The following is a 23,409-nucleotide window of genomic DNA, read 5'->3' as shown; positions in this document are numbered from 1 at the left end:
TCAAATCTCCTAATAATACTTTAATCAAGAATAAGAGTTTGATAGATTTAAAATTAGTATGGCAAAGAAAGGTGGATATTGAATGGAACAAAAGAAGAAAGTACTTTCCCTTGGTACAGTGGCCATGGATGTTATATTAGAAACAAGAGAATTACCGAAAGAAGATGGATTTGGTTTTATAGATTCTGAAAGACTTGTACCTGGAGGTAGTGCTGCTAACCTTTCAGTGGCATTGGCTCGTTATGGTATAGAGGCTTATCAGACTGGGAAAATTGGCGATGACAAATATGGAAATGAATTCCGAAGGACTTTGGTTGAAGATGGTGTTGATGATCGTTTTTTAGTTACTAAACCAAGTGGATCAACTTTACATACATTTATTATAACTACTCCAGGTGGAAAACACTGCATAATTGCAAACCTAGGAGATTCAGTAGCAAACTTACAACCAGAAGAACTTCCAAAAGATATATTGGAGGGAATTGATGTATTTTATACAGATATGTTTTCATCTCGTGCATCGATTTATCTAGGAAAATTGGCTAAAGAAAAAGGCATTCCTGTTGTATATAATATGCAGTGTACGCCGAGCTTTATGAAGACATGTGGCGTTACCATTGAAGAAATACAAGAAATGATTAGCCTTTCTACCGTCTTCTCCAGCGGCCGAGAAGGCTATTTTGAAATGACTGGTGAAGTGGATTATCATAAAGGGGTAGAAATATTTTTCAAAAAGTATCCTGTTCCACAGGGGGTAATCTGTACTGCTGGAGATGAAGGGGTATTATGGCGAGATGCTAAAGATTTTATTCATAGGGATGCCTATCCTGTAGAAGCTATAGATACCACAGGTGCTGGGGATTGTTTCTTAGCAGGATTTATTTATGCTTATTTTTACAAAGGAATGAACAAACAAGAAACTATTGAATTTGCCTCTGCATCAGCTGCCCTAAAATGTATGTATAAGGGTCCAAGAACAAGAGCAACTGTTGAAGATGTAGTACAGTTTATTCGTTCTAATAAATAAACTTGTAGAATTAATACAAAATAGAAAACAGAGAACAGTATAAAGAGATTGCTGTTCTCTTATTGTTTATATAATAATCAAGGGAGGAATAAATTTGAAAGGATATAGGCTGAAGCCTAAGAAGGATCAAATGACTTCAATGGAAAGAATGACGGCTTTTGCAAAGGGAGAAGAAATAGATCGAATACCTTGTAGCATTAGTACTGGAGAAACTATGGCTTCTTTCATAGGCATCAATACTAAAGAATATTATCATTCTGCTGAGAAAATGGTTGAACTGGAACTTGCATTATATGAAAGGTTTGAAGCTGATGGTGTCAGGATTTCAACAACATTAAAGGGAATTGGTGAGGCTATGGGGTCTAAATTACATTATCCAGATAATAGTCTCCAACTATTGGAGACACCTGCCATAAACCATGTAAAGGATATAGCGAACTTAGTACCATCAAATCCTGAAAAGGATGGAAGACTGCCCATTGTACTTAAAGCTTTGAAATTACTAAAAGAAAAGATAGGCAATAAAGCAAAAGTTGGTGTAGGACTGACTGGACCCTTTAGTACAGCTGCCTCAGTAGTAGGAACGGAAAATTTATTAAAGTGGATGATTAAATATCCTAAAGATATCTATATATTGATGGAAATAATAACTGAAGCTAACAATAGATTTATAAAGAAAGCTGCAGAATTAGGAGTAGGAGTAGGATTTTCTGATCCTGTTTCATCTACAAGTCTAATAAGTGTTAAGCATTTTAATGAGTTTTCTGCACCTTATCTAAAGAAAAATGTGGACAAAATAAAAGAGTTAACAGGACGTAGTGCATCCATACATATCTGTGGTAAGAGCAGAGAGATTTGGAGGTCTGTAATGGATACTGGAATTTCAAGCTTTAGCATAGATAATGCAGAGGATCTTGCTGATGCAAAGGAAATAATGGGGGATAGAATAACAATATCGGGAAATGTTCCACCAGTAGATGTAATCAGATTGGGTACTAGAGAAGATGTGTTGAGGGCGGCTAAAATGTGTATTAGAAAAGCTTATGACTCTAAGAATGGATTTGTTCTTTCAGCAGGATGCCAAATCCCTATGAATACACCGGCGGAAAATATTGAAGCGTTAGTTGATGCAGCCAGGATATATGGGAGTTATCCCATTAATAAGGAATTATTATTTAGCGAGGAGTAAACTGTATTTTTGAGATTTAATTATCATAGATAAAATTGATAGAGGTGGTATTTGAATAGATATATTTAATTGTACTATCTAAATTTAGTATGATAGGATAAAAGAGTGTCGATATATGTCGAAAGCCTATTTTAAAATAATCATTGGAAAGGAGCGAATCTCATGCCATTAGTGATATTGAAGATGAGAGAAGGAGTATTAAAAGATAGCAATATGAAGCAAGATGCAATAGAGAAGGTTAGTCGTGCCTTAGCAGAAGCCATAGGCAATGAAGACTATTATACTAAGACTACTGTAATCATTGAAGAACATCCAAGTGAAAATTGGGGATATGGCGGCAAATCCACTTGCTCAAAATAATAACCAGAACATTCAGATGATTTAATTTTTTAAATATAATTTCGACAAAATGTTGAGCAATTATTTTTGTACAAAGGCGATATAATTAAAGCTCAACTAATAAATTAGGTAATCATAAATTAATTATACTTTAATTCCGGTACAGGGAAAAATAATAATTACAAAAACTATAAGTTTAAAAGAAAGGGAGATACAAGTGAAAAGACTACTTAGTTTAATTATGGCAATTATGATGATAGTAACACTTAGTGCCTGTACAAAAAAAGATGTAGAACCAAATAATGTAGAACAAGGACAACCAGCAGCTGCAGGAGAAGAAATTGTAGAAGATGGAATTGCAAAGAAAGCCTGTTTAATAACAACAACACCATTAGGAAACGACTTTACAGATTTAATATGGAGTGGTTTTCAAGAGTTAGAGAAAAAGGGATGGGAAGTTAAAGCAATTGAAGTATCAGAGGCATCAGAATATCCAGAGCAAATTAGAGCAATGGCAGCTCAAGGATATACAGCTATGTTTACTATGTTTGATGAATTAAGCACGGTAGCTTTAGAGCTTTCAGACGAGTTGGCAGAAACTTATCCAGATCTTCATATATTTATGTTAGATACATATATGGAACATGATAAGAAAAACGCAACAAGTGTATCTGTTGATCCATTTGAATCATCTTTTGTAGCAGGTTATGTAGCTGCAAATATGACAGAAAAAGATATAGTTGGTTGGATTGGACATAAGGATATACTAAAAGTTCAAAGATTCCGTGATGGATATACAGCAGGTGTTAACTATGCTAACAATGGAAAAACTATAATCTCTGCATTTACAGGAGACCCATTTGATCCAGTCAAGGGACAAGAGACAGCTAAGACAATGATTCAAAATAATGATGTAGATATTATATATCAAAGTGCATATTTAGGAGGACCTGGAGTAATATCAGCCTGTGCTGAAGCAGGTATTAAAGTTATCGGTGTTGATGACTGGCAAGGAGATATAGATCCAGCTGTATTCTGGTCAGCAGTTAAATCAATGGATATTGCAGTTATATCCTTAGCTGAAGATCATGCAGCAGGAAAAGAATTTGAAACATCAGTGGATTTTGACCTAAGTTCAGGTGGTGCCGTTTATGATGAAAGAGATGAAAAAAATATTCCAGAAGAATTATTAGTAAAAGTTAATCAATTAATTGATGATATTAAAAGCGGTAAAATAGATGTTTATGAAGGATTCGAACAATATAGATTAAATTATTAATAATATTTTTAAAATATAGGAACGTTTAATCGTTCCTATATTTGCATATCAAGGAGATAGGGATATGGAAAAAGATAAATTTGTATTGGAAATGCACAATATCAGCAAGAAATTTAAAAATCTACTGGCCAATGATAATATTACATTTAAAGTTAGGTCAGGTACAGTACATGCACTGATTGGAGAAAATGGTGCTGGAAAAAGTACTTTAATGAATATATTAACCAATATTCAAAACCCTGATAGTGGTCAGATATATCTTCGTGGGGAGCAGGTAAATTTTAAAAATCCCCTAGATGCAGTGAGACATGGAATAGGAATGGTATATCAAGAATTCATGGTTTTTCCAGAAATGACAGTTTTGGATAATATAATAATGGGATTTGAACAGAAAAAGGGAATTTTCATAGATTATAAAGAATCTAGAAGAAGAGTTGAAGAAATCTGTAAAAAGTATAAATTTAATATTCCTATTGATGCGAAAGTAGATGAACTACCTGTTGCTGCATTGCAACAGGTAGAAATAATAAAGGTCTTATATAGAAATGCTGATATTATAATATTAGATGAGCCCACATCTGTATTAACTCCTCAAGGAGTAGAGAGTCTATTCCATGCCATAAGATTTTTAGTGGCTCAAGGAAAAACAATAATACTCATAACTCATAAATTGAAAGAAGTATTAGAAATAGCTGATGATATTACAGTCCTAAAAAATGGTCGAGTGACAGGAACTTTATTATCTAAAGATACAAATGAATTAGAACTAGCTAGGCTTATGGTTGGGAGAGAAGTAATATTACAGGTTGAAAAACCAGAATACAATATTGGAGAGATTATATTAAAGGTTGAAAATCTATCAGTTAAAGATTCTTCAAGAGTAGAAAGAGTTAAAAATGTTAGTTTTAAAGTACAGGCTGGAGAAATCGTAGGTATATCTGGAGTAGCAGGTTCGGGACAAACTGAGTTAGTGGAAGCATTAGTGGGATTATCAAATGGTAATATAGAGGGACAAATACTATTCAATGGAGAAAATATAATAGATCAAACAGTGGCTAAAAGGCGTAAATTAGGAATTGGCTATATTGCCCAAGATAGGTCAGCAGTAGGCACTAATAAAGAGGGAACTATATGGGAAAATGCAATAATGGGATATCATAGAGCCAAAGGATTTAGAACTAAACATTTACTTGATTATGAAGATATAAATTCATTTACAAATAAAATAATTAAAGACTATGCAGTAAAGATACAAGGAGTAGAGGATAAAGTAAAAACACTTTCTGGTGGTAATATACAAAAACTTTTAGTGGGACGTGAGTTTCTACAGGGACAAAAGCTTCTAATTATAGAAGATCCTACTAGAGGAATTGATATTGGTTCAGTTGAATTCATATGGAATAGAATAATTCAGATGGCAAAAGAGGGAGTGGCAGTTTTATTGATTAGCCATGAACTCAATGAAGTAATGCAGCTTTCTGATAGAATATTAGTAATGTATAATGGCTCAATGATTGAACATAAAGACAGCAGATCATTAACAGAAGAACAGATAGGTCTTATGATGTTAGGCGGTGAAATCCATGAAGCTTAAGATTAGTCATGAGGTTAAGAAAACAATATTAAGATATGGAATATCCATTATATTGACACTTTTATTTGGAGGTATTCTGATTGCCATTCAAGGAGAAAGTCCTTTGGAAGCTGTAGGACATATTTTTGAAGGTGCCTTTGGAAATAGAATAAATATTGGAAATACAATTCGATGGGTTATATCAAGCTTAATGGTAGGAGGAGCGGCTACAGTTGCCTTTAAATCAGGAGTTTCCAACCTAGGTATTGAAGGCCAGCTATATATGGGAGCATTATCAGCAGCTATAATTGGATATTCTTTGGAATTACCTCAAGGATTACATATAATAGTCTGTCTGTTAGCTGCATCTATACTTGGAATGTTATATGCGTTAATACCAGCATTGCTGAGGATGTATTTTAAAATCAATGAGCTTGTAACAACTCTAATACTTAATTTCATAGCAAAATATTTAACCGAATATATAACCATGTGGGTAATAATGGGAGGACAGCAGTCTGCCAATGGTTCTGCATCTATAACGACTCCACAGATACTCAATACTGCGAGACTATCTACAATTATTAAAGGTACAACTGCCAATACAGGAATCTTTATAGCATTGGGAATTTTATTTTTCATAGCATTTATTTATAAATATACTTTAGAGGGCTATGAATTTACTCAAATAGGACAAAATATGAATTTCGCTAGAATGGGCGGAGTGAATATCAATAAATCATTTATAATGGTTTTTCTAATGTCAGGATTAATATCTGGAATGGGTGGAGGTATAGAGGTAACTGGTTCATATTATAGATTTATGCCTAATTTCAGTAATAATTTAGGTTGGGATGGAATTATGATAACTCGTGTAGCAAATAATAACCCAATTGCAGTAATAATCGTTTCTATTATATGGGGAGCTTTAAAACAAGGGTCATTACATATGGAGCGTATGACTACATTAAACAGGCTCGTAGTTATTATAATTCAAATGTTATTTGTACTATTTGTTTCTATTGATTATGATAATTTATTTAGCAAATGGAAGGAAAAAATAAAATTAAAGAAAACTAATTATAAAGGAGGATCCTCAATATGTTGACTATAATGGAAATTTTATTTGGAACTGTAACATGGTCAGCTACATTTCGATTGAGCACTCCAATTATATTAACAAGTGTAGGTGGTTCATTTAGTAAACAAACTGGAACATTTTGTATTGCATTTGAATGTTTTATGCTTTCAGCAGCATTTTTTGCTGCATGGGGAAGTTATTTATCAGCAAATCCCTATATAGGTGCTTTGCTCGCCATAGTTGCGGGAGTAATTCTTGCTGCAGTCTTTGGTGTATTTGTCCTTCATTTTAATGCAAATCCAATGATAGTAAGTATAGCACTTAATTTTGGATCATGGGCAATGACCACCTTATTATTAACTAAGGTATTTAAGGTAAGGGGATTTTTTCACAGTCCTAAAATTGTGAATTTCCAACCTATAGATATACCTATTTTAAGATCAATCCCATATATCCATAAGGTTTTAAATAATCAAATCATATTAGTATATATAGCTTATATCTCCATATTTATTGGAGCTATAATCATGTATCAAACTCCCTTTGGGCTAAGACTTAGAGGTATTGGAATAAACCAAGTAGGAGCACAGACCTCTGGAGTAAATATATTGAAATATAGATGGATAGCATTGATTATTATGGGGGTAATGTCTGGCTTAGGAGGTGCATATATGCCTTTATCAGGCCTAAGTATGTTCTCAGAAAATATGACAGCAGGTCGTGGATTTTTAGCCTTTGCAGCTATACTTGTAGGGAAGGGTAATCCTTTAAAAGCCGCATTTATAGGCATGTTATTTGCTTATACCAATGCAATAACCCTTACCTTAACATCCTTCGGAGTACCTACTCAATTATTGCAAATGCTGCCTTTTGTAGTAGTTATTTTAGTATTGATAATTAGTAATTTGAAGAATTTCAGCAAGAATCCTATAATAGATAATCAATAGCTGGAGGTGGACATATTGATATATAAAAATATAGATGAAACCAAAGCAGATGTTTTAAAGGAAATAAAAAACCCAAGTTTAACATATCATCAGATAGTATCAAGATTAGCCAAAATAGCAGAAAATCAACTTCCATATCCTGAGGGTGTTGATGAAAAATACTTTGAGTTATCGGAAAAAGATATAATATCAGATCTTGGTGAGGGACATGCCATATTTACTCCACGATATATATTGCCAAATTATGAAAAGCTTTTGAAAGAAGGCTGTGAGTTTTTAAGATTAAAACCAGCCAAGACATTGACAGAGGCAATAAATTCTCTTTTAATATTTTATCATCATGTGCCATCCTTTAGTAATTATCCAGTATTTATTGGAAGAATAGATAAATTATTAGACCCATATATTGAGGATGAAGATATGGCAAGGGAACAGATTAAATGGTTTCTAATTCATCTGGATAGAACTATAAATGATAGTTTTTGTCATGCCAATATAGGACCAGAAGAAACATTGGCAGGGAATATAATAATTGATTTAGAAAAGGAATTACAAAATGCCATTCCAAATATGACGCTATTATATGATAAAGAAAAAACTCCAGATAAGTTTGCTGTTAAATGTATAGAATCTTCTCTTATATGTGCAAATCCTGCCTTTGCCAACGATAAAATGTTTAGAAAAGATTTCGGTGATGATTATGGTATAGCAAGCTGCTTTAACGGACTTCCATCAAATGGAGGAGCTTTTACATTATCAAAGATTAGATTAAACAAAGTAGCTTTGAATTCAAAATCCATGGAAGAATTTTTTGAAAAGGACTTACCCTATGCCATAGATATATTGTGTGATTTTATGGAAAGGAAAATCAGATTTTTAGTAGAGGAGAGTACCTTTTTCAAAACTAATTTCCTAGTAACAGAAGGATTTATAGACCTTAATAGATTTGTAGGAATGTTTGGTATAGTTGGTATGCATGAATGTGTTACACATTTAATGAAAATTCAAGGAAAACCATTTATATATGGAAAGGATCAGGAAGCAAATAAACTAGGGTTAAAAATAATGGATTTTATAGATAATAGGGTGAAGAACTTTAAGAGCAAGTATGGAAAATCAATGAATAATCGTTTTTTACTTCATGCTCAAATAGAATCAACAGCAGAAACTACTGCTGGAGTTAGAATAGCCAATGGAGAAGAACTCCCTATATATGCTCATTTAAGACATTCAGGTCTATTTCATAAATATTTTCCATCAGGAGTCAGTGACCATTTTCCATTTGACAGTACAGCAATAAATAATCCAGAGGCTATTTTAAATATATTTAGAGGTGCCTTTGAAGTTGGCATGAGATATATTTCAGCATATACACAGGATGGAGATTTAGTTAGAGTAAGCGGGTATCTAGTGAAGAAATCTGATCTTGAGAGACTTAAAAATGGTATACACGTGAATTATGGCAATATAAGATATGGAAAAGAGCAGATATTAGAGCATAATATATTAGATAGAATGGTGAGAACTACAGAGGAATAATCCTAGATAAAATAATATTAATTTAAGGAAGTGAAGATTTAATGAATGTAGAAACAAAATTTCTTGTAGAAACAGCTTTATTGACCCATGGCTTAAAATCCATCGATAATGAAACTCTTCTTGAGTTATGGCCTTGGGAACATAGATGTATAGCCTGGGTTGATAAGGGAGAAGTAATAATAGGAGATATAGAGGAGTTTATTGGCTTTAGAGCCAGAGCAAAGGAATTGATACGTATAGATAGAGATATTTTTATAGAGTCCTGTAATAAGGGTATAAGTGGTGCATTAACTGCCTCTGGGACTATGATGGCAGCAAAGGAAAAAGGAATTCGGATTGCAGTAACTGCTGGAATGGGTGGTACTGGAGATATTGTAGGAGAAGAACTATGTGCAGATTTACCTGCTATAGCAACTATGAATGTAACATTGATAGCTACTTCACCAAAGGATGTTATAGATATAGAGGGAACTATTAAATGGCTATTAGAACATAATGTCAGCATATGGGGAAAAGATACAGATACTATAGATGGTTTTATGCTAACCACTAAGTCAATTAAACTTACAGGTAAATATAGTGGACAACCTTTAGGAGAAAAAACATTACTATTAAATCCCATACCAAATGAGATTAGATTAAAAGATTTAACTATAATAGAAAAAGCTAAAAATGCAGGTAAAGAAGCAGAAGAAAGAGGAGAATATTATCATCCCGCAGCAAATGCTATGATAGATAGGCTTTCATTTGGAAAATCCTCTGAACTGCAATTAAAGTCATTAATTGAAAATAGTATTTGGGCAAATGAATTAACCATATAAAAGACAGTAATTTATTGAATAATACTCTATTAATACTAGCTATTTTACACTTTGTAGTAAATTCACCCATAATTAGATTAATAATATTACATTTAATAAATATAAAAGAATTTTAGCGATGATTTCACCATAAATTGTAGCTATAAATTGAACTGTTAGTATTTGGAAAAACAATTAGATTAGCTTTTAAAATTAATATACACTGATAAAAGATGTTAAAAGTTAACTAATAAGAACTTTATTGATTAAGGGAAAAAATCAGATTATGGGAAGGAAAGGAAGACAGTGAAAATATGATAGAAATTAAAAACCTTAGGAAATTCTATGGTAATTTGGAAGTATTAAAAGGTATAGATTTACAAATTGAAGAAGGCAAAATATTTGGATTAGTGGGAAGAAGCGGAACCGGAAAATCAACCTTGCTTAGATGCATAAATGGCTTGGAGAAATATAATGAAGGAAGTTTATATGTAGGTGATGTTGATGTAAAAAATCTTTCAGAAAAGGAACTAAGAAGTTTTCGAAAGGATATAGGTATGATATTTCAACATTTCTCATTGCTGGAAAGGCTGACGGTCTATGAGAATATAGCTTTGCCTTTGAGATGCTGGAATTATGACAAATCCTTTATAGACAAAAGGGTACGGGAATTGTTGGAGGTAATAGATATACCAGATAAAATCAACTCAAAACCTAGAGAATTATCAGGAGGGCAAAAGCAAAGGGTTGCAATAGCAAGAGCATTAGCCATGGAACCTAAGATACTTTTATGTGATGAAGCAACATCCGCATTAGATCCTAAAAGTACTAAATCTATAATCTCATTGTTGAATAAGATTAATAAAGATTTAGGAATAACAATGGTGATTGTTACCCATGAAATGCCCGTTTTGAGAAGTATATGCGAAGAAATAGCAATTATTGAAGATGGAAGGATTGAGGCAGTTGGACCAGTAGATAAAGTGTTTCTAAATCAACCTCCAGCCTTAAAGAACCTTATAGGACAGAAGGAAATAGCTTTACCTGAAATAGGAGTAAATATCGAGATATTTTATTCTCAAGATAATGCTTCTCAGCCTATTATTACAAAGATGGCAAGGGAGCTTAATATAGACTGCATAATATTAGGCGGAGAGATGGAAAACTATAAAAATAGTCCATTAGGTTCAATAATAATAAATATACCCAATGATGAATTTAATAATGTAAGGAAGTATCTTGATGAAAAAAATGTTATTTGGAAATATTTTGAATTAGATGAGGAATTCTTAGGAGAGGAGGAAATATGTTGAATAGTGAATTTTGGACACTATGGCTAAAATATTTTAAAAAGATAATTGGACCATCTATTTTTGCCACATTGAGGATGGTTATAGCCACAGTAACTATTGGATTTGCCTTGGGATTTGGTCTTGCAATATTGCTTACAATCTATGGACCAGACGGTTTAAATCCTAAAAAGAAGATATATAAGCTACTTGATTTCCTTGTTAATACCATAAGGTCGTTTCCAATATTGATACTTATTGTTGCCATATCTCCTTTAACTAGAAAGATTGTAGGCACTACTGTAGGTGAAAAGGCGGCTATATTGCCTTTATCTATTGCTGCAACTGCATTTATTGCAAGAATGCTGGAAAATAGCTTTAGAGAAGTGGACAAGCAGCTTGTAGAAGCAGCTAGATCCTTTGGTGCAACAGATATGCAGATTATATTTAAGATTATTGTTAAGGAATCTGTACCCTCTATAATATCCATTGCTACCATGTCTACAATTACTTATATTGCAAGTACAACTATAGCAGGAGCAGTAGGAGGAGGAGGATTAGGTGCTGTAGCTTTGAACTATGGATATCAAAGCTTTAATAATTCAATACTTTATACATCTGTATTTATACTATTTATAATGGTAATAATTACTCAGGCAATTGGGTCCTGGTTATATAAAAAATTCTTATAGATTCAGGAGGTGAAAATTAAATATGTTAGATATTAATACTAGTTCAATTTTGCTAGAATCTTTATTGGAATTAGAGAGAAAAGCAGTAGGTATAAAATTTATATTTGAAAAGGAAGAATATGATGAATTTAAAGCCAACACAATAGATAATATGATGGCGTATTGTACCATGGTAAGAAATGCATCACGGGGTAAATCCTATAAGGTTTGTTTGAAAAACTTCGCATGTCTTGGTGCAGCTATGGCATTAGGTTTATTAAAACCGAATAATGGAACTATATCAGGGAGAAGACGTTCAGAAAATGGGTCATATAAAGATTTATGCATTAGCAGAAGTTTATCAAGGGATATGGTATATTGCCAGCATGAGATTTATGGAGTTGGAATAATGCCATTAGAACAATATGAAGAAAACCCAGACGTAGTTATAATAATAACCGATCCATATAATGCCATGAGAATTATACAGGGGAATGCCTATCATAATGGACAAGCTAAAGGGATAAAAATGGCAGGAATGCAGGCATTATGTCAGGAATGCACTTCCTTTCCATTTGAAACTAACGAGATTAATATATCAATGATGTGTTCTGGCACAAGATTTTTAGCGCAGTGGAAAAGAGATGAGCTGGCTATAGGAGTTCCATTTAATAAATTTGCAACTATATTAGATGGAATAAAGCAGACTGTAAATCCTTTGGAGCGAAATCCTCAGAAGAAAATAATTGAGAAAAAGCTTAAAGAAAATAATTTAGAGGATACTTTAAATATTGAATATAACAAAAACTATGATGATGGAGCATACATAGGTATAAAGGGTCTAGATAACTATAAATAAAAGTAAAATAGTCAATGGAGGCGAAATAATGAAAAAGAGAAAAAGAATACTAATTTTTATGATGAGTTTGATAATCTTATCTACCATATTGACGGCTTGTGGAGAAGATGATAAAAAGCAGGATGTTATAGTTAATTCAGATGATGAACTAGATAATAAAACTAAGATAGAAGAAAAGAAAAAATTTACAGTTGGATGTATGCCCCTAAATGAACCAGCGGTTCAAATAATGAAGGAATTGCTTGAGTCAAAGGGCTACGACCTAGAGGTAACTGTATTTGATGGTAATCATCTTCCTGCTGTAGCTCTTAAGGAAGGTAATATCGATAGTCTGATTCTCAATCACTTACCTTGGATAAATACTTTTAACCAAGAAAATAATACTAATCTTACTATGGTAGAGCCTTATGTTTACTATTCTTATTTTGCAGTATATTCATCTAAATATAATAGTATAGATGAATTGCCACAAAATGCCCAAATCGCAATAGCAGGTGACCCTACTAATATGGATAGAAGTTTGAGGGTGCTTAGAGATGCAGGCCTTATTACTTTAGGTGAGAAAACAGGAAATTTTTATTCGCTATTAGATATTGAGGATAATCCTAAAAATGTAAAATTGATTGAAACGGAAACTACTGCAACAGTTAGAAGTATTGAAGATGTAGATGCAATAATAACTTTCTCCAGTACAATGAAGATGGCTGGATTTGATCCAAAAGTATATCTTTATGAAGATGAAAGTTCTACTCAATTTCCAACAGGCCTAGTTGTACAACCAGAAAATGTTGATGTAGAGTGGGTAAAGGCTTTAATTGAAGTTACACAAACAGATGAGTTTAAAGAAAAATTTAATGAATTTTATGGTGGTGCATATAAATTATTTAATGACTAGATTGGCAAGGTAGATAGTAAATAAGACATATTTTTGATGATTATTACTTAAATTAATAATGGTTAACCAAAGAACCAGAGAAGAAATTTCACTGGTTCTTTGTAAATTCTTATTTATCAACTAGATAGGATAAAAAATTATATGTAGAAGAAATAAAGTACATAAATAAGACTATGAGCAGGTTTGTTAAATTCAAAACATATTATTTTATTCTATAGCAATCATAACATTGATAGATAATCACAATTAGAATACAATTGTCAATTAATATACAATGGTAATTAATAAGTCTAGCAAATCAAGGAGGTTAAAGGATGAACAAAGAAAAATTATTTGGAGAAATAAGTGAAGCCGTGGTAGAGATGGAGGATGAATTAGTAGAGGAACTTTGCAATAGATCACTAGAGTTATCCATACCGGCTGATGAAACCATCACCAAAGGCTTGGTAGTAGGAATGGATAAGGTTGGACAACTCTATGAAGAGCAAGAATACTTTTTACCAGAGGTGCTTACCTGTTCAGATACATTAAACATAGGATTAGATATATTGAAACCCCATATAAAGGCAGAAGCTACAGACAATCCTATTAAGGTAGTTATAGGAGTTGTGGAAGGAGATACCCATGATATAGGAAAGAATTTGGTCAAAATAATGACCGAATCATCAGGTATTGAGGTATATGACTTAGGCAGAGACGTCCCATTAAAAAATTTTATCATAGTAGCAGAAGAAGTAGGAGCAGACTTTATCTGTATGTCAACTCTGATGACAACTACTATGATGGGGATGAAAACTGTAATAGATACCTTAAAGGAAAAAAATATAAGAGATAAATATAAGGTAATGATTGGTGGAGGGCCTATATCCCAAAGATTTGCAGATGAAATTGGAGCAGATGCATATACTGCAGATGCAAATGAAGCAGTAAAGAGAATGAAATCAATGATAGCTAATTAATTGATTGGAGGGGTAAAATTGAAAAAGGATCAAATGACTCCAAAGGAAAGAATGACAGCCTTCGCTCAAGGACTTGAAATAGATCGTATACCGTGCAATCCACATATGGGAGTGACTATGGCACCATTTATAGGTATCACTCTAAAAGAATATTATCATTCAGCAGAGAGAATGGCAGAACTAGAGATAGCATTGTTTAAACGATTAAGACATGATGGTGTAAGTGTCTCAGCTACTTTAAGGGGAGTTGCGGAGGCCATGGGTTCAAAAATGTATTATCCTGATAATAATATTTCACTTATGGATGCACCTGCTATAAAAAATGTAGATGAAATAGAAAGTTTAAAACCTTCCAACCCTGAAAAGGATGGCAAACTACCTTTAGTTCTCAAGGCTGTACAGATTATAAAAGATAAGATAGGACATGAGGTAAATGTTGGAGCAGGATTGGCTGGACCTTTTAGCACTGCTGCTTCGGTGGTTGGTACGGAAAATCTATTAAAATGGATGCTAAAATATCCAAATAAGGTTCATACATTAATGGAGATAGTAACTGAATCTAATAATAGGTTTATAGAAAAGGCTGCAGAACTAGGTATAGGAGTAGGATTATCAGATCCTGTTTCATCCACAAGTCTAATAAGTGTTAAACAATTTAATGAATTTTCCGCACCATATATTAAGAAAAATGTGGATAAGATGAAATCCTTGACAGGATGTAGTCTTTCAATTCATATTTGTGGTAAAAGCAAAGGTATCTGGGAATCTGTTATGGATACGGGGATTTCAAGTTTTAGCATAGATAATGTAGAAGATCTTCAAGATGCTAAGGAAATAATGGGAGATAGAATTACAATATCAGGAAATATTCCACCAGTTGATGTAATACAAAAAGGTACCAGGGAAGATGTACTTAGAGCGGGCAAAGAATGTATTAGAAAGACTTATGGAACTAAAAAAGGATATATACTTAGTTCTGGATGTCAGATTCCAAAGGATTCGCCAATGGAAAATATTGATGCATTAATGGATGCGGCCAGGATATATGGTAGCTATCCTATCAATGAAGAACTATTATTTAGTGAAGATTAGGAGAAAATATAATGAATGAAAAAGAGAGATTGCTAAAAATCCTTAGGGGTGAGAACGTAGATAGACCTCCTGTAATATGTCCCGGAGGCATGATGAATGCAGCAGTTACAGAACTCTTAGGAGAGATAAATGATAATCATAATACTGATTTAGATGCTATGGTGTCTACTGCTATTAAAGTGAGAGAAATCATAGGGTTTGAAAACTATGGGGTACCTTTTTGTATGACTTGCGAATCAGAGCCTTTTGGTGTAGTCATTAGTGAAGGTGATAAAAACAACGAACCAAGGATACTAAAATATAATGATTCTGATTTGGAAGAAATTATGAGAAATTTCAATCCCAAATTATCTATAAATTCAAAGGGTCAGACTGTAATCAAAGCAATTGAAAGGTTAAGGAACGATGAAATTCCTGTAATTGGAAATATTACAGGACCAATAAGCACAGCCACTTCAATTGTAGATCCTCTTAAACTGTTTAAAATGCTAAGAAAAGAACCTGATGAAGCATATAGATTTATTGAATATGTGAATAATTATCTGATAGAATACGCAAGAAAAATGGTAGGAGTAGGTGCTGATCTTATTGCAATTTCAGACCCTACAGCAACAGGTGAAATATTAGGTAAGAAAAACTTTGATAAATTTGCAATGCCTATGTATGTTAAGTTTTTAGAGGCTATGAAAGAGATAGATACTCCTGTAATCATTCATATATGTGGTGATGCAAAGACAATAATTGATAGCTTAAACTCTTTAGATGTAGAAGCACTTAGCTTTGATTCTATAGTAAATATGAGATTCGCCAAATCAAAACTTAGTACAAGACTCATGGGCAATGTAAGTACATTACTTATACAAAATGGGCCCATAGACAAGATTATCTCAATTACAAAGAATGCAATGGATTCTAAGGTAGATATTGTATCTCCAGCATGCGGCTTAGGTATGTCTACTCCAATAGGAAATCTTAGGGCTATGACAGACTATGTGAAAGGAAGTATATAATGCCTATAGTAAAATTCATTAAAGAGAATATAGATATTGAAGTAGAGAAAGGTACAATTTTACTAGAAGCTATTAGAGAAGCTAAGCTAAAGATTGAAACTCCATGTAATGGCATGGGATCTTGTGGCAAGTGTAAGGTAATAGCAAGGGGACGACTATCTGAAACTAGTGATAGAGAAAGAAAAATCATAGATGAGAATAAATCTGAAAGATTGTCCTGTATGGCAATAATACTTGGAGAAATAGAAGTGGAGCTTATGGAAAATGAAAGGATTTTAAAGACTATTAACAAAGGGTTTAGTATTCATGTTTCAGTAGATAGTCCTGTTAAAATTAAAAAACTTCCTAGGATCAATGAAGATAGTTCTATTCCATATGTTGACTATTTAGGATATGAACTTAATTCAGTAGGATTATATAGAAAAATTAGTATATTAGAAAAAAACAATTTTGAAGAATTATGGGGAGTTGTATTTGAGGATAAATTATTAGATATAAAGAGTCACAAAAATAATATTCTAGGAATTGGAATCGACATTGGAACCACGGGTATCTCTTATTATTTAATAGATTTATTCAGTGGGGAAATAATAGACAAATTGTCATCCTTAAATCCTCAGACTCAATATGGAGGAGATGTGTTAACGAGAATTACATATTGTATGGAAAATCCATTAGGAGCTATTAAGCTTCAGGAATTGATAGTAGATGAAATAAATAATTCAATAAAAATCTTAACAGGGAACAGCTATAATATAGATGATATCTATCATATTATAATTGCTGCCAATACTACTATGCTTCATCTCCTACTGGGAGTTGATCCAACTTTATTGGCTAAGGCTCCCTATAGGTCAATATTTTTAAATCCAAAGGATTTTAAAGCAAAAGATATATCTATTGAAGCCAATGATGAAGCCATCCTTAGTATAATTCCATCGGCTTCATCCTATGTAGGGGGAGATATAGTATCTGGTATTATGGCATCAGGTTTTAAGAACGATGAGAAAGCTGTATTTATAGATATTGGCACCAATGGTGAAATGGCAGTTTTAAAGGATGGAATGATAATAGCCACATCTACTGCGGCAGGTCCTGCTCTAGAGGGGATGAATATAGAATGTGGCTGTCGTGCACAAAAGGGAGCAATTGAAACCTTTGATATAGATGAGGAATTTAATATTAGCTATAATACAATCGGAGATGATAAACCATTAGGAATCTGCGGAAGTGGGCTTATTGACATAGTAGGAGCCTTAGTAAAAAGAAATATCCTCTTGAAAACTGGAAGATGGAATAAAAATTTAAACTCTAAACTCGAAAATAGATTAGTAGATAAGAAATTTTATATAACAGAAGATATATATATTTCTCAAAAGGATATAAGACAGATTCAACTGGCAAAGGGAGCCATAGCCACTGGTGTAATTTTAATGCTGGAGGAAATAGGACTAAATATAGAAGAAATATCAAAGATATATATTGCTGGTGCATTTGGATACCATGTTAATCCCTCTAATATGAAAATAATAGGGCTTATTCCTAAGGGATTTAAAGGAGATATAAGCTTTTTAGGTAATACTTCCTTAGAAGGAACTAGGTTGGCATTAATTAATAAAGGATGTTTTAAGGAGACATATAATATTAGTGAAAACATAGAAGTGTTGGAATTATCTCTTAGGGAAAACTTCCAAGATGTTTTTGTATCTCAATTAAATTTTTAGAAAAGGTGAGAATATGGGAGCTATAAGTATTTTTAAATGTGTAGGAAAGGAAGTCGAAATAATATCTGATAGTATTCTAGAAGGATTAAATATATCATATGAAGAATCAAATAAAAATGCTTATGAGATGGCTATATTGGCAAAGGCTTTAAAAGAATATAGAAATGAAAAATATTGTAAATTACCTTTCTGTCATACTGTAGAAGCTGAGGCTTTCGGTTCAAAAGTAATTTTTGATCAAAAAGTAGGCAATAGGATTGAAAAATATAAAATCAATGATATAAATTTATTTGAAGATATATCAGAAATAGATTTAAACATGGGAAGAATTGCTGAAGTTCTAAGGGCAATAAATATCCTAAAGAAGAATGAAGAAAATGTAATCCTCAATATAACAGGTCCCTTTAGTGTAGCTACATCTATTATGGATAGTGGGTTGTTCTATAGATCTGTCAGAAAAAATAGAGAAAAGATTAATAAGCTTTTAGAAATAATAGAAAGCAGTATAGTAGAGTTTATCCTAGCAGGAATCAAACAAGGAGTAGATTTCATTTCCTTTGCAGATCCTGTAGGTACTATGGATATAGTTGGACCTAAGATATATAAAGATATATCGGGACAATCTACATATAATATATTAAAAAGAGTTGAAAGTCGATTGGGAAAAACTATAATTCATATTTGTGGAAAGACTTCTACATCTTTGGAAGCCATAGGACTTATTGAAGTTGAAAGAATAAAGGCTGAAGGACAAGATTATTTAGATATAATTAAAAACATAAAAGAAGAACGAAAAGATATAAAATTCATAGGTCATTGGTGTTTAAATCTAAATAAATCTAATGGTGAAATTATCAATTGTAAAATAAAATAAAGAAATAGAGATGATTATCAAAAATCATCTCTATTATTTATGTATTTCCAATTCTATTAGTTCCCGTAATAGGGCCCAGTGTTAAGTCTAATAAAAGATTTATCACTGGGCTATTAGACTAATGAGTAAAGGAGTCTTTATATCATGAATAGAGTAATAAGCTCTTATAACAAGTAAAAAATTTATAATAGGTATTTAATTTTATCATTTACCTACTTAAAAATGTTTCTTTACATAATTATAACATATATAGCAGAGATTTGTAATATAAATTATGAAAAATTAGCAGTAGCCAAATTTTGGCAAAAAATATAGGACTTTATTCCTAATTATGATATGATTAATAGAAAGTAGTGACCAAATACATACGGGGGGATAAGGTAAATGGGCATGTGTATTATTAAGGATAAACATTATAATATCAAGACCTGTTTTAAAGCCATTATCAGTTTTTGGTTTATCATACTAGTTAGTCTAACTCTTTACTCTAATCATAAAATAAGCCGCAATGTGGAACGGCAAGTTGGTGATAGGGCTATTATTTTAGCAACATATATAGCAAATACACTAGAATTGACAGATGAAGATATAGTGTACCTAAAATCTCTATCCTTTGAAGAGTTATTAAAGAGTGAAACAAATCAAAAATTTGAAAAGAACGCTAGAACTATAATGGAAATTTCAGATTATAAGTGTATTTACTTAGCATCTAGATTAGAAGAAGGAGATACTAATAATTCCAACAATATAATATATATCTTAGATGCTGCAGATAATGAAGGCTGTTATAATGAAAACTTAAGATATGATAAGGCTAATGAATTATTTGAAGAAGTGAATAACACCAAGATTTCAAATTACAATTTTATTAAAACCAAAAGGGGAGAATATATAAATGCATATGCTCCTTTTTATACGGTGGAAGGTAATTATATAGGATTAATAGGCGTGGAAGTTTCTGCAAATATTTTTAAAACTATAATAAATAATTATATGAACATTATAATATTATATATAGTTATAAATCTTGTAATAGGGTATATAGTTTTTTTCTTATATAAACATATGAAAAATATATATAGTGAACTAGAGGAAGAAAGAATTATTTCGGGAATAGATGATCTCACACGTGTATTTAATAGAAGAAAATTTAATGAAATATCTGAAAAACTATGGAAGGATGCTAAGGAAAAGAAAGAAGAGCTATCCTTAATTCTAATAGATTTAGATTATTTTAAAGAATTTAATGACAACTATGGTCATGTAACTGGTGATGCTTTACTAAAAGCTATGGGATCTGTTCTCAAGAGAAAAGCTGCAGCTCTAGACGGATATACATGCAGATATGGAGGAGATGAGTTTTTGATCTTATTTCCGAAACTAGATTTAAATCAAAGTGAAATAGTAGCAAATGAAATATTAAAGGAAGTAAACAATTTAAAGCTAAGCCATGAATATTCCCCTATAGATAGATATCAAACTGTAAGTATAGGTGTAGCTAGTACTATCCCTGCAGAGGGAATGGTTATAGATGATCTTTTGAATGAGGCAGATAATGCACTTTATTTATCTAAAAAATATGGAAAAAATAGAGTATCTATTTGGAACAAATAAAAACCATTTGGCTCCACCTATTGGCTGAAATCTTTCAGCCAATAGGTGGAGTTTTTATGTTATTAAGAAGACGTATATTATCCTTCAGTCATATAAAATCTACTAATAAAACTTTAATATGAGATAAATCTTTGATAAATTAAAGACTAGATATACAAGGAAAGGTGGATATTTGATGGAGCAAATAAAGAAAATCGTAGAAAGATTTATCAACGCTAGATCCGATTTAGCCATGGAAATAGCAAAGTTAAAAGATCAAGAAGTAAAAATAATTGGTACATATTGTTCATTCGCTCCAGAAGAAATAATATTAGCAGCCAATGCAAAGGTTATTAGGATGTGTAATACAAGTGATGAATATGTAATTGTTGGAGAAAAGGTTTTACCTAGCAATATCTGTAATATAGTTAAATCAAGCTATGGTGAAGCCTTATCTGATTCTCCATATTTTAATGCTGTTGATTTAGTCATAGGTGAGACAACCTGTGATGGTAAGAAAAAAATGTATGAGTATTTAGAAAGTATCAAGCCAACATACGTTTTACAATTACCTCAAAAAAATCAAGGTTCAGAAGAATCATCATTATGGAGAAATGAAATTCAGAGATTAAGAGAAAATCTTGAGAAGCAGTTTAATATTGAGATTTTAGATGAAAAAATTAGAGAAGCAATAAAAATAAAAAATACTGAGAGAAAAACATTGAAGAACTTCTATGAATCTTGGATTAAAAATACTGAATTAATAAGTAGTAAAGATGTTTTCACAATATTGACCAATTTTGGCTATAGGCTAGATAATGAGAAAGCATTAGAAGATATAAAGACTATAACGGAAATAATTAAATCTCAACCTAAACTGGATAACAAAGGAAAGAATAATGCTCCTAGAATTCTACTTACTGGCTGCCCATTGGGACAAAAAATGGAAAGGATAATTGGCATTATTGAGGAAGCAGGTGGAAATCTTATTTGTTTAGAGACTTGTGATTGGATGAAAGATAATCAGGACTTAATAAATGAAGATATTGACCCGATAGATGCAATCGCAGAAAAATACTTACAAATCCCCTGTCCAGCAATGACGCCAAACAATAGAAGAATGAATCTTATATCTGAATTAATTGATAAATATAATATAGATGGAGTTATTGATTTGTCACTTCAAGCCTGTCTTACATTTGGGGTTGAAACTGTATTGATGAAGAGATTTATAACAGAGGAAAAAAATATTGGATACTTAAATCTTGAAACTAACATTACGGCAGCAGAAATAGGACAACTTCGTACTAGAATAGAAGCATTCATGGAGATACTATAAAGGAGGATGATAATATGGATTTTACCCAATTGTTAAATGAATTTGCAGAAGCTAGAGAAAATGGGTTTATTACTACTAAGGAACTAAAGGATCAAGGTAAGAAGGTAATAGGAGTATACTGTGGGTTTGCACCATGGGAGATAATTACAGCCTCTGGAGCTATGGCTGCATGGCTATGCGGTATGTCGGCAGAGACTATTCCATATGCAGAAAAACATCTTCCAGCTAACCTTTGTCCTCTAATTAAATCGAGTTATGGATTTGCTGTTGCAGATAAATGTCCTTATTTCTATTTTTCAGATATGTTAATAGGTGAGACAACCTGTGATGGCAAGAAAAAAATGTATGAGTTTTTAAGTGATTTTAAACCTATGCACATAATGCATCTGCCTCAAAATCCCAATGCTCCTAATTCCTTTAAATACTATAGATCTGAGATGGTGAAATTAAAAGAAGTCATAGAAAAGCAACTTGATGTAGAGATAACAGATGAAGATATAAGAGATAGGATTAAGATTAGAAATAGAGAGAGAAAGGCCTTGAGAAGTTTTTATGAAATAGGTAAATTATCTCCACCACCGATTCGTGGATTTGATTTAAGACGTGTTATTCAAGCCACATTATTTATCTCTGATAAGGAAAAAGAAATAGAAAGAATAGAGAAATTGACTAGAGATATAATGGAGGACTATGAGAAAAATGGCAGCCAAGTACCTCTTTCAGCAAAGAGAATACTTGTAACAGGTTCACCCCTTGGTGATGCCACTGAGAACATAATAAAAATAATCGAAGAAAATGGTGGAGTAGTAGTATGTTTTGAAATGTGTTCATCCATAAAGGATAAGGAAGAACAAGTAAGGGAAGATGGAGATCCATTTGATGCACTTACTGAAAGATATCTAAAATCAGGATGTGCCTGTATGAGTCCAAATAACCATAGAATGAATATGATATCAGATTATATTGATGAATATAAGATAGATGGAGTAATAGATATAACCCTTCAATCCTGCCATACTTACAATATGGAAGGCGATAGAGTAAAACACACAGTAAACGAGAAAGGAAAACCTTATCTTCATTTAGAAACAGACTATTCTCAAGAAACTATTGGACAGCTAACTACTAGAATATCAGCATTTATAGAAATGTTATAAAAAATAGATAAGGGTCTGGAAGCCGCTGGAAAATGGCATTATGTTTTCCTATAGTGGTGAATAATACCATCAAAAATATCTATAATTATTTTATTAAACGACAAAGTTTGATATATTATTTTCGAAGTGTTGATAGATAATTTTAGACAATACTTTACATGGGCTTACAAACT

General features: G+C 32.2%; 21 protein-coding genes. All 21 read left to right on the top strand.

The genetic code is table 11. The features are described 5' to 3' along the window. Positions 1-82: 82 nt before the first annotated feature. A complete protein-coding gene (locus RBU61_RS16140) occupies positions 83-1,027 on the top strand; it encodes a carbohydrate kinase family protein (protein WP_308876671.1) in 945 nt (314 codons plus the stop codon). Positions 1,028-1,121: 94 nt separating this feature from the next. Continuing rightward, positions 1,122-2,216, top strand: a complete 1,095-nt coding sequence (locus tag RBU61_RS16135; protein ID WP_308876670.1) for a uroporphyrinogen decarboxylase family protein — start codon at positions 1,122-1,124, stop codon at positions 2,214-2,216. Positions 2,217-2,378: 162 nt separating this feature from the next. Then, a complete protein-coding gene (locus tag RBU61_RS16130) occupies positions 2,379-2,576 on the top strand; it encodes a tautomerase family protein (protein ID WP_308876669.1) in 198 nt (65 codons plus the stop codon). Between the two features lie 196 nt (positions 2,577-2,772). Continuing rightward, positions 2,773-3,834 carry a BMP family ABC transporter substrate-binding protein gene (locus tag RBU61_RS16125; protein WP_308876668.1) on the top strand — a complete coding sequence of 354 codons (1,062 nt, stop codon included), beginning with the start codon at positions 2,773-2,775 and terminating at the stop codon, positions 3,832-3,834. A gap of 64 nt (positions 3,835-3,898) precedes the next feature. Further along, on the top strand, positions 3,899-5,428 hold the full coding sequence (locus tag RBU61_RS16120; RefSeq protein ID WP_308876667.1) for an ABC transporter ATP-binding protein: 1,530 nt from the start codon (positions 3,899-3,901) through the stop codon (positions 5,426-5,428). Beyond that, positions 5,418-6,515, top strand: coding sequence for an ABC transporter permease (locus RBU61_RS16115; protein ID WP_308876666.1), 1,098 nt, complete (start codon positions 5,418-5,420; stop codon positions 6,513-6,515). Before RBU61_RS16120 ends, RBU61_RS16115 begins: the two co-directional genes overlap by 11 nt. Then, on the top strand, positions 6,509-7,435 hold the full coding sequence (locus RBU61_RS16110) for an ABC transporter permease (protein WP_308876665.1): 927 nt from the start codon (positions 6,509-6,511) through the stop codon (positions 7,433-7,435). Before RBU61_RS16115 ends, RBU61_RS16110 begins: the two co-directional genes overlap by 7 nt. 15 nt (positions 7,436-7,450) lie before the next feature. After that, a complete protein-coding gene (locus tag RBU61_RS16105) occupies positions 7,451-8,974 on the top strand; it encodes a YjjI family glycine radical enzyme (protein WP_308876664.1) in 1,524 nt (507 codons plus the stop codon). 41 nt (positions 8,975-9,015) lie between these two features. Beyond that, positions 9,016-9,795, top strand: coding sequence for a pseudouridine-5'-phosphate glycosidase (locus RBU61_RS16100; RefSeq protein ID WP_308876663.1), 780 nt, complete (start codon positions 9,016-9,018; stop codon positions 9,793-9,795). A 293-nt stretch (positions 9,796-10,088) separates the two neighbouring features. After that, positions 10,089-11,087: a methionine ABC transporter ATP-binding protein gene (locus RBU61_RS16095; protein WP_308876662.1), complete on the top strand. Its 999-nt coding sequence runs from the start codon at positions 10,089-10,091 to the stop codon at positions 11,085-11,087. Continuing rightward, on the top strand, positions 11,081-11,755 hold the full coding sequence (locus tag RBU61_RS16090; RefSeq protein WP_308876661.1) for a methionine ABC transporter permease: 675 nt from the start codon (positions 11,081-11,083) through the stop codon (positions 11,753-11,755). Before RBU61_RS16095 ends, RBU61_RS16090 begins: the two co-directional genes overlap by 7 nt. Before the next feature lie 22 nt (positions 11,756-11,777). Continuing rightward, the gene (locus tag RBU61_RS16085) at positions 11,778-12,593 is read left to right on the top strand and encodes a DUF169 domain-containing protein (RefSeq protein WP_308876660.1); all 816 of its coding nucleotides are present in this window, start codon (positions 11,778-11,780) and stop codon (positions 12,591-12,593) included. Between the two features lie 28 nt (positions 12,594-12,621). Beyond that, complete coding sequence (locus tag RBU61_RS16080; protein WP_308876659.1) at positions 12,622-13,488, top strand: MetQ/NlpA family ABC transporter substrate-binding protein; 867 nt, start codon at positions 12,622-12,624, stop codon at positions 13,486-13,488. 314 nt (positions 13,489-13,802) lie between these two features. Further along, positions 13,803-14,447, top strand: coding sequence for a corrinoid protein (locus RBU61_RS16075; protein ID WP_308876658.1), 645 nt, complete (start codon positions 13,803-13,805; stop codon positions 14,445-14,447). An 18-nt stretch (positions 14,448-14,465) separates the two neighbouring features. Then, a complete protein-coding gene (locus tag RBU61_RS16070; protein ID WP_308876657.1) occupies positions 14,466-15,539 on the top strand; it encodes a uroporphyrinogen decarboxylase family protein in 1,074 nt (357 codons plus the stop codon). Between the two features lie 11 nt (positions 15,540-15,550). Beyond that, complete coding sequence (locus tag RBU61_RS16065) at positions 15,551-16,549, top strand: uroporphyrinogen decarboxylase family protein (RefSeq protein WP_308876656.1); 999 nt, start codon at positions 15,551-15,553, stop codon at positions 16,547-16,549. Next, a complete protein-coding gene (locus tag RBU61_RS16060; protein WP_308876655.1) occupies positions 16,549-18,273 on the top strand; it encodes an ASKHA domain-containing protein in 1,725 nt (574 codons plus the stop codon). Before RBU61_RS16065 ends, RBU61_RS16060 begins: the two co-directional genes overlap by 1 nt. A gap of 13 nt (positions 18,274-18,286) precedes the next feature. Next, entirely contained in the window at positions 18,287-19,147 is an 861-nt protein-coding gene (locus tag RBU61_RS16055) for a uroporphyrinogen decarboxylase family protein (RefSeq protein WP_308876654.1), read from the top strand. Between the two features lie 384 nt (positions 19,148-19,531). Then, on the top strand, positions 19,532-20,761 hold the full coding sequence (locus RBU61_RS16050) for a GGDEF domain-containing protein (RefSeq protein WP_308876653.1): 1,230 nt from the start codon (positions 19,532-19,534) through the stop codon (positions 20,759-20,761). A gap of 175 nt (positions 20,762-20,936) precedes the next feature. Then, positions 20,937-22,079, top strand: a complete 1,143-nt coding sequence (locus RBU61_RS16045) for a double-cubane-cluster-containing anaerobic reductase (RefSeq protein ID WP_308876652.1) — start codon at positions 20,937-20,939, stop codon at positions 22,077-22,079. Between the two features lie 14 nt (positions 22,080-22,093). Continuing rightward, complete coding sequence (locus RBU61_RS16040) at positions 22,094-23,236, top strand: double-cubane-cluster-containing anaerobic reductase (protein ID WP_308876651.1); 1,143 nt, start codon at positions 22,094-22,096, stop codon at positions 23,234-23,236. The last annotated feature ends 173 nt before the right edge of the window (positions 23,237-23,409 follow it).

Origin of the sequence: Tissierella sp. MB52-C2 (assembly GCF_030931715.1) — a bacterium.
Lineage (GTDB): Bacteria > Bacillota > Clostridia > Tissierellales > Tissierellaceae > Tissierella.
The sequence above is the reverse complement of the archived record's forward strand: the minus strand, read 5'-3'. Positions and strand labels throughout refer to the sequence as shown.

Coding starts and splice junctions, on each gene's coding strand:
- RBU61_RS16085 (WP_308876660.1), top strand. CDS start 11,778: ATGTTAGATATTAATACTAGTTCAATTTTGCTAGAATCTTTATTGGAA.
- RBU61_RS16045 (WP_308876652.1), top strand. CDS start 20,937: ATGGAGCAAATAAAGAAAATCGTAGAAAGATTTATCAACGCTAGATCC.
- RBU61_RS16065 (WP_308876656.1), top strand. CDS start 15,551: ATGAATGAAAAAGAGAGATTGCTAAAAATCCTTAGGGGTGAGAACGTA.
- RBU61_RS16050 (WP_308876653.1), top strand. CDS start 19,532: ATGGGCATGTGTATTATTAAGGATAAACATTATAATATCAAGACCTGT.
- RBU61_RS16110 (WP_308876665.1), top strand. CDS start 6,509: ATGTTGACTATAATGGAAATTTTATTTGGAACTGTAACATGGTCAGCT.
- RBU61_RS16060 (WP_308876655.1), top strand. CDS start 16,549: ATGCCTATAGTAAAATTCATTAAAGAGAATATAGATATTGAAGTAGAG.
- RBU61_RS16115 (WP_308876666.1), top strand. CDS start 5,418: ATGAAGCTTAAGATTAGTCATGAGGTTAAGAAAACAATATTAAGATAT.
- RBU61_RS16130 (WP_308876669.1), top strand. CDS start 2,379: ATGCCATTAGTGATATTGAAGATGAGAGAAGGAGTATTAAAAGATAGC.
- RBU61_RS16100 (WP_308876663.1), top strand. CDS start 9,016: ATGAATGTAGAAACAAAATTTCTTGTAGAAACAGCTTTATTGACCCAT.
- RBU61_RS16140 (WP_308876671.1), top strand. CDS start 83: ATGGAACAAAAGAAGAAAGTACTTTCCCTTGGTACAGTGGCCATGGAT.
- RBU61_RS16080 (WP_308876659.1), top strand. CDS start 12,622: ATGAAAAAGAGAAAAAGAATACTAATTTTTATGATGAGTTTGATAATC.
- RBU61_RS16055 (WP_308876654.1), top strand. CDS start 18,287: ATGGGAGCTATAAGTATTTTTAAATGTGTAGGAAAGGAAGTCGAAATA.
- RBU61_RS16090 (WP_308876661.1), top strand. CDS start 11,081: ATGTTGAATAGTGAATTTTGGACACTATGGCTAAAATATTTTAAAAAG.
- RBU61_RS16095 (WP_308876662.1), top strand. CDS start 10,089: ATGATAGAAATTAAAAACCTTAGGAAATTCTATGGTAATTTGGAAGTA.
- RBU61_RS16120 (WP_308876667.1), top strand. CDS start 3,899: ATGGAAAAAGATAAATTTGTATTGGAAATGCACAATATCAGCAAGAAA.
- RBU61_RS16040 (WP_308876651.1), top strand. CDS start 22,094: ATGGATTTTACCCAATTGTTAAATGAATTTGCAGAAGCTAGAGAAAAT.
- RBU61_RS16075 (WP_308876658.1), top strand. CDS start 13,803: ATGAACAAAGAAAAATTATTTGGAGAAATAAGTGAAGCCGTGGTAGAG.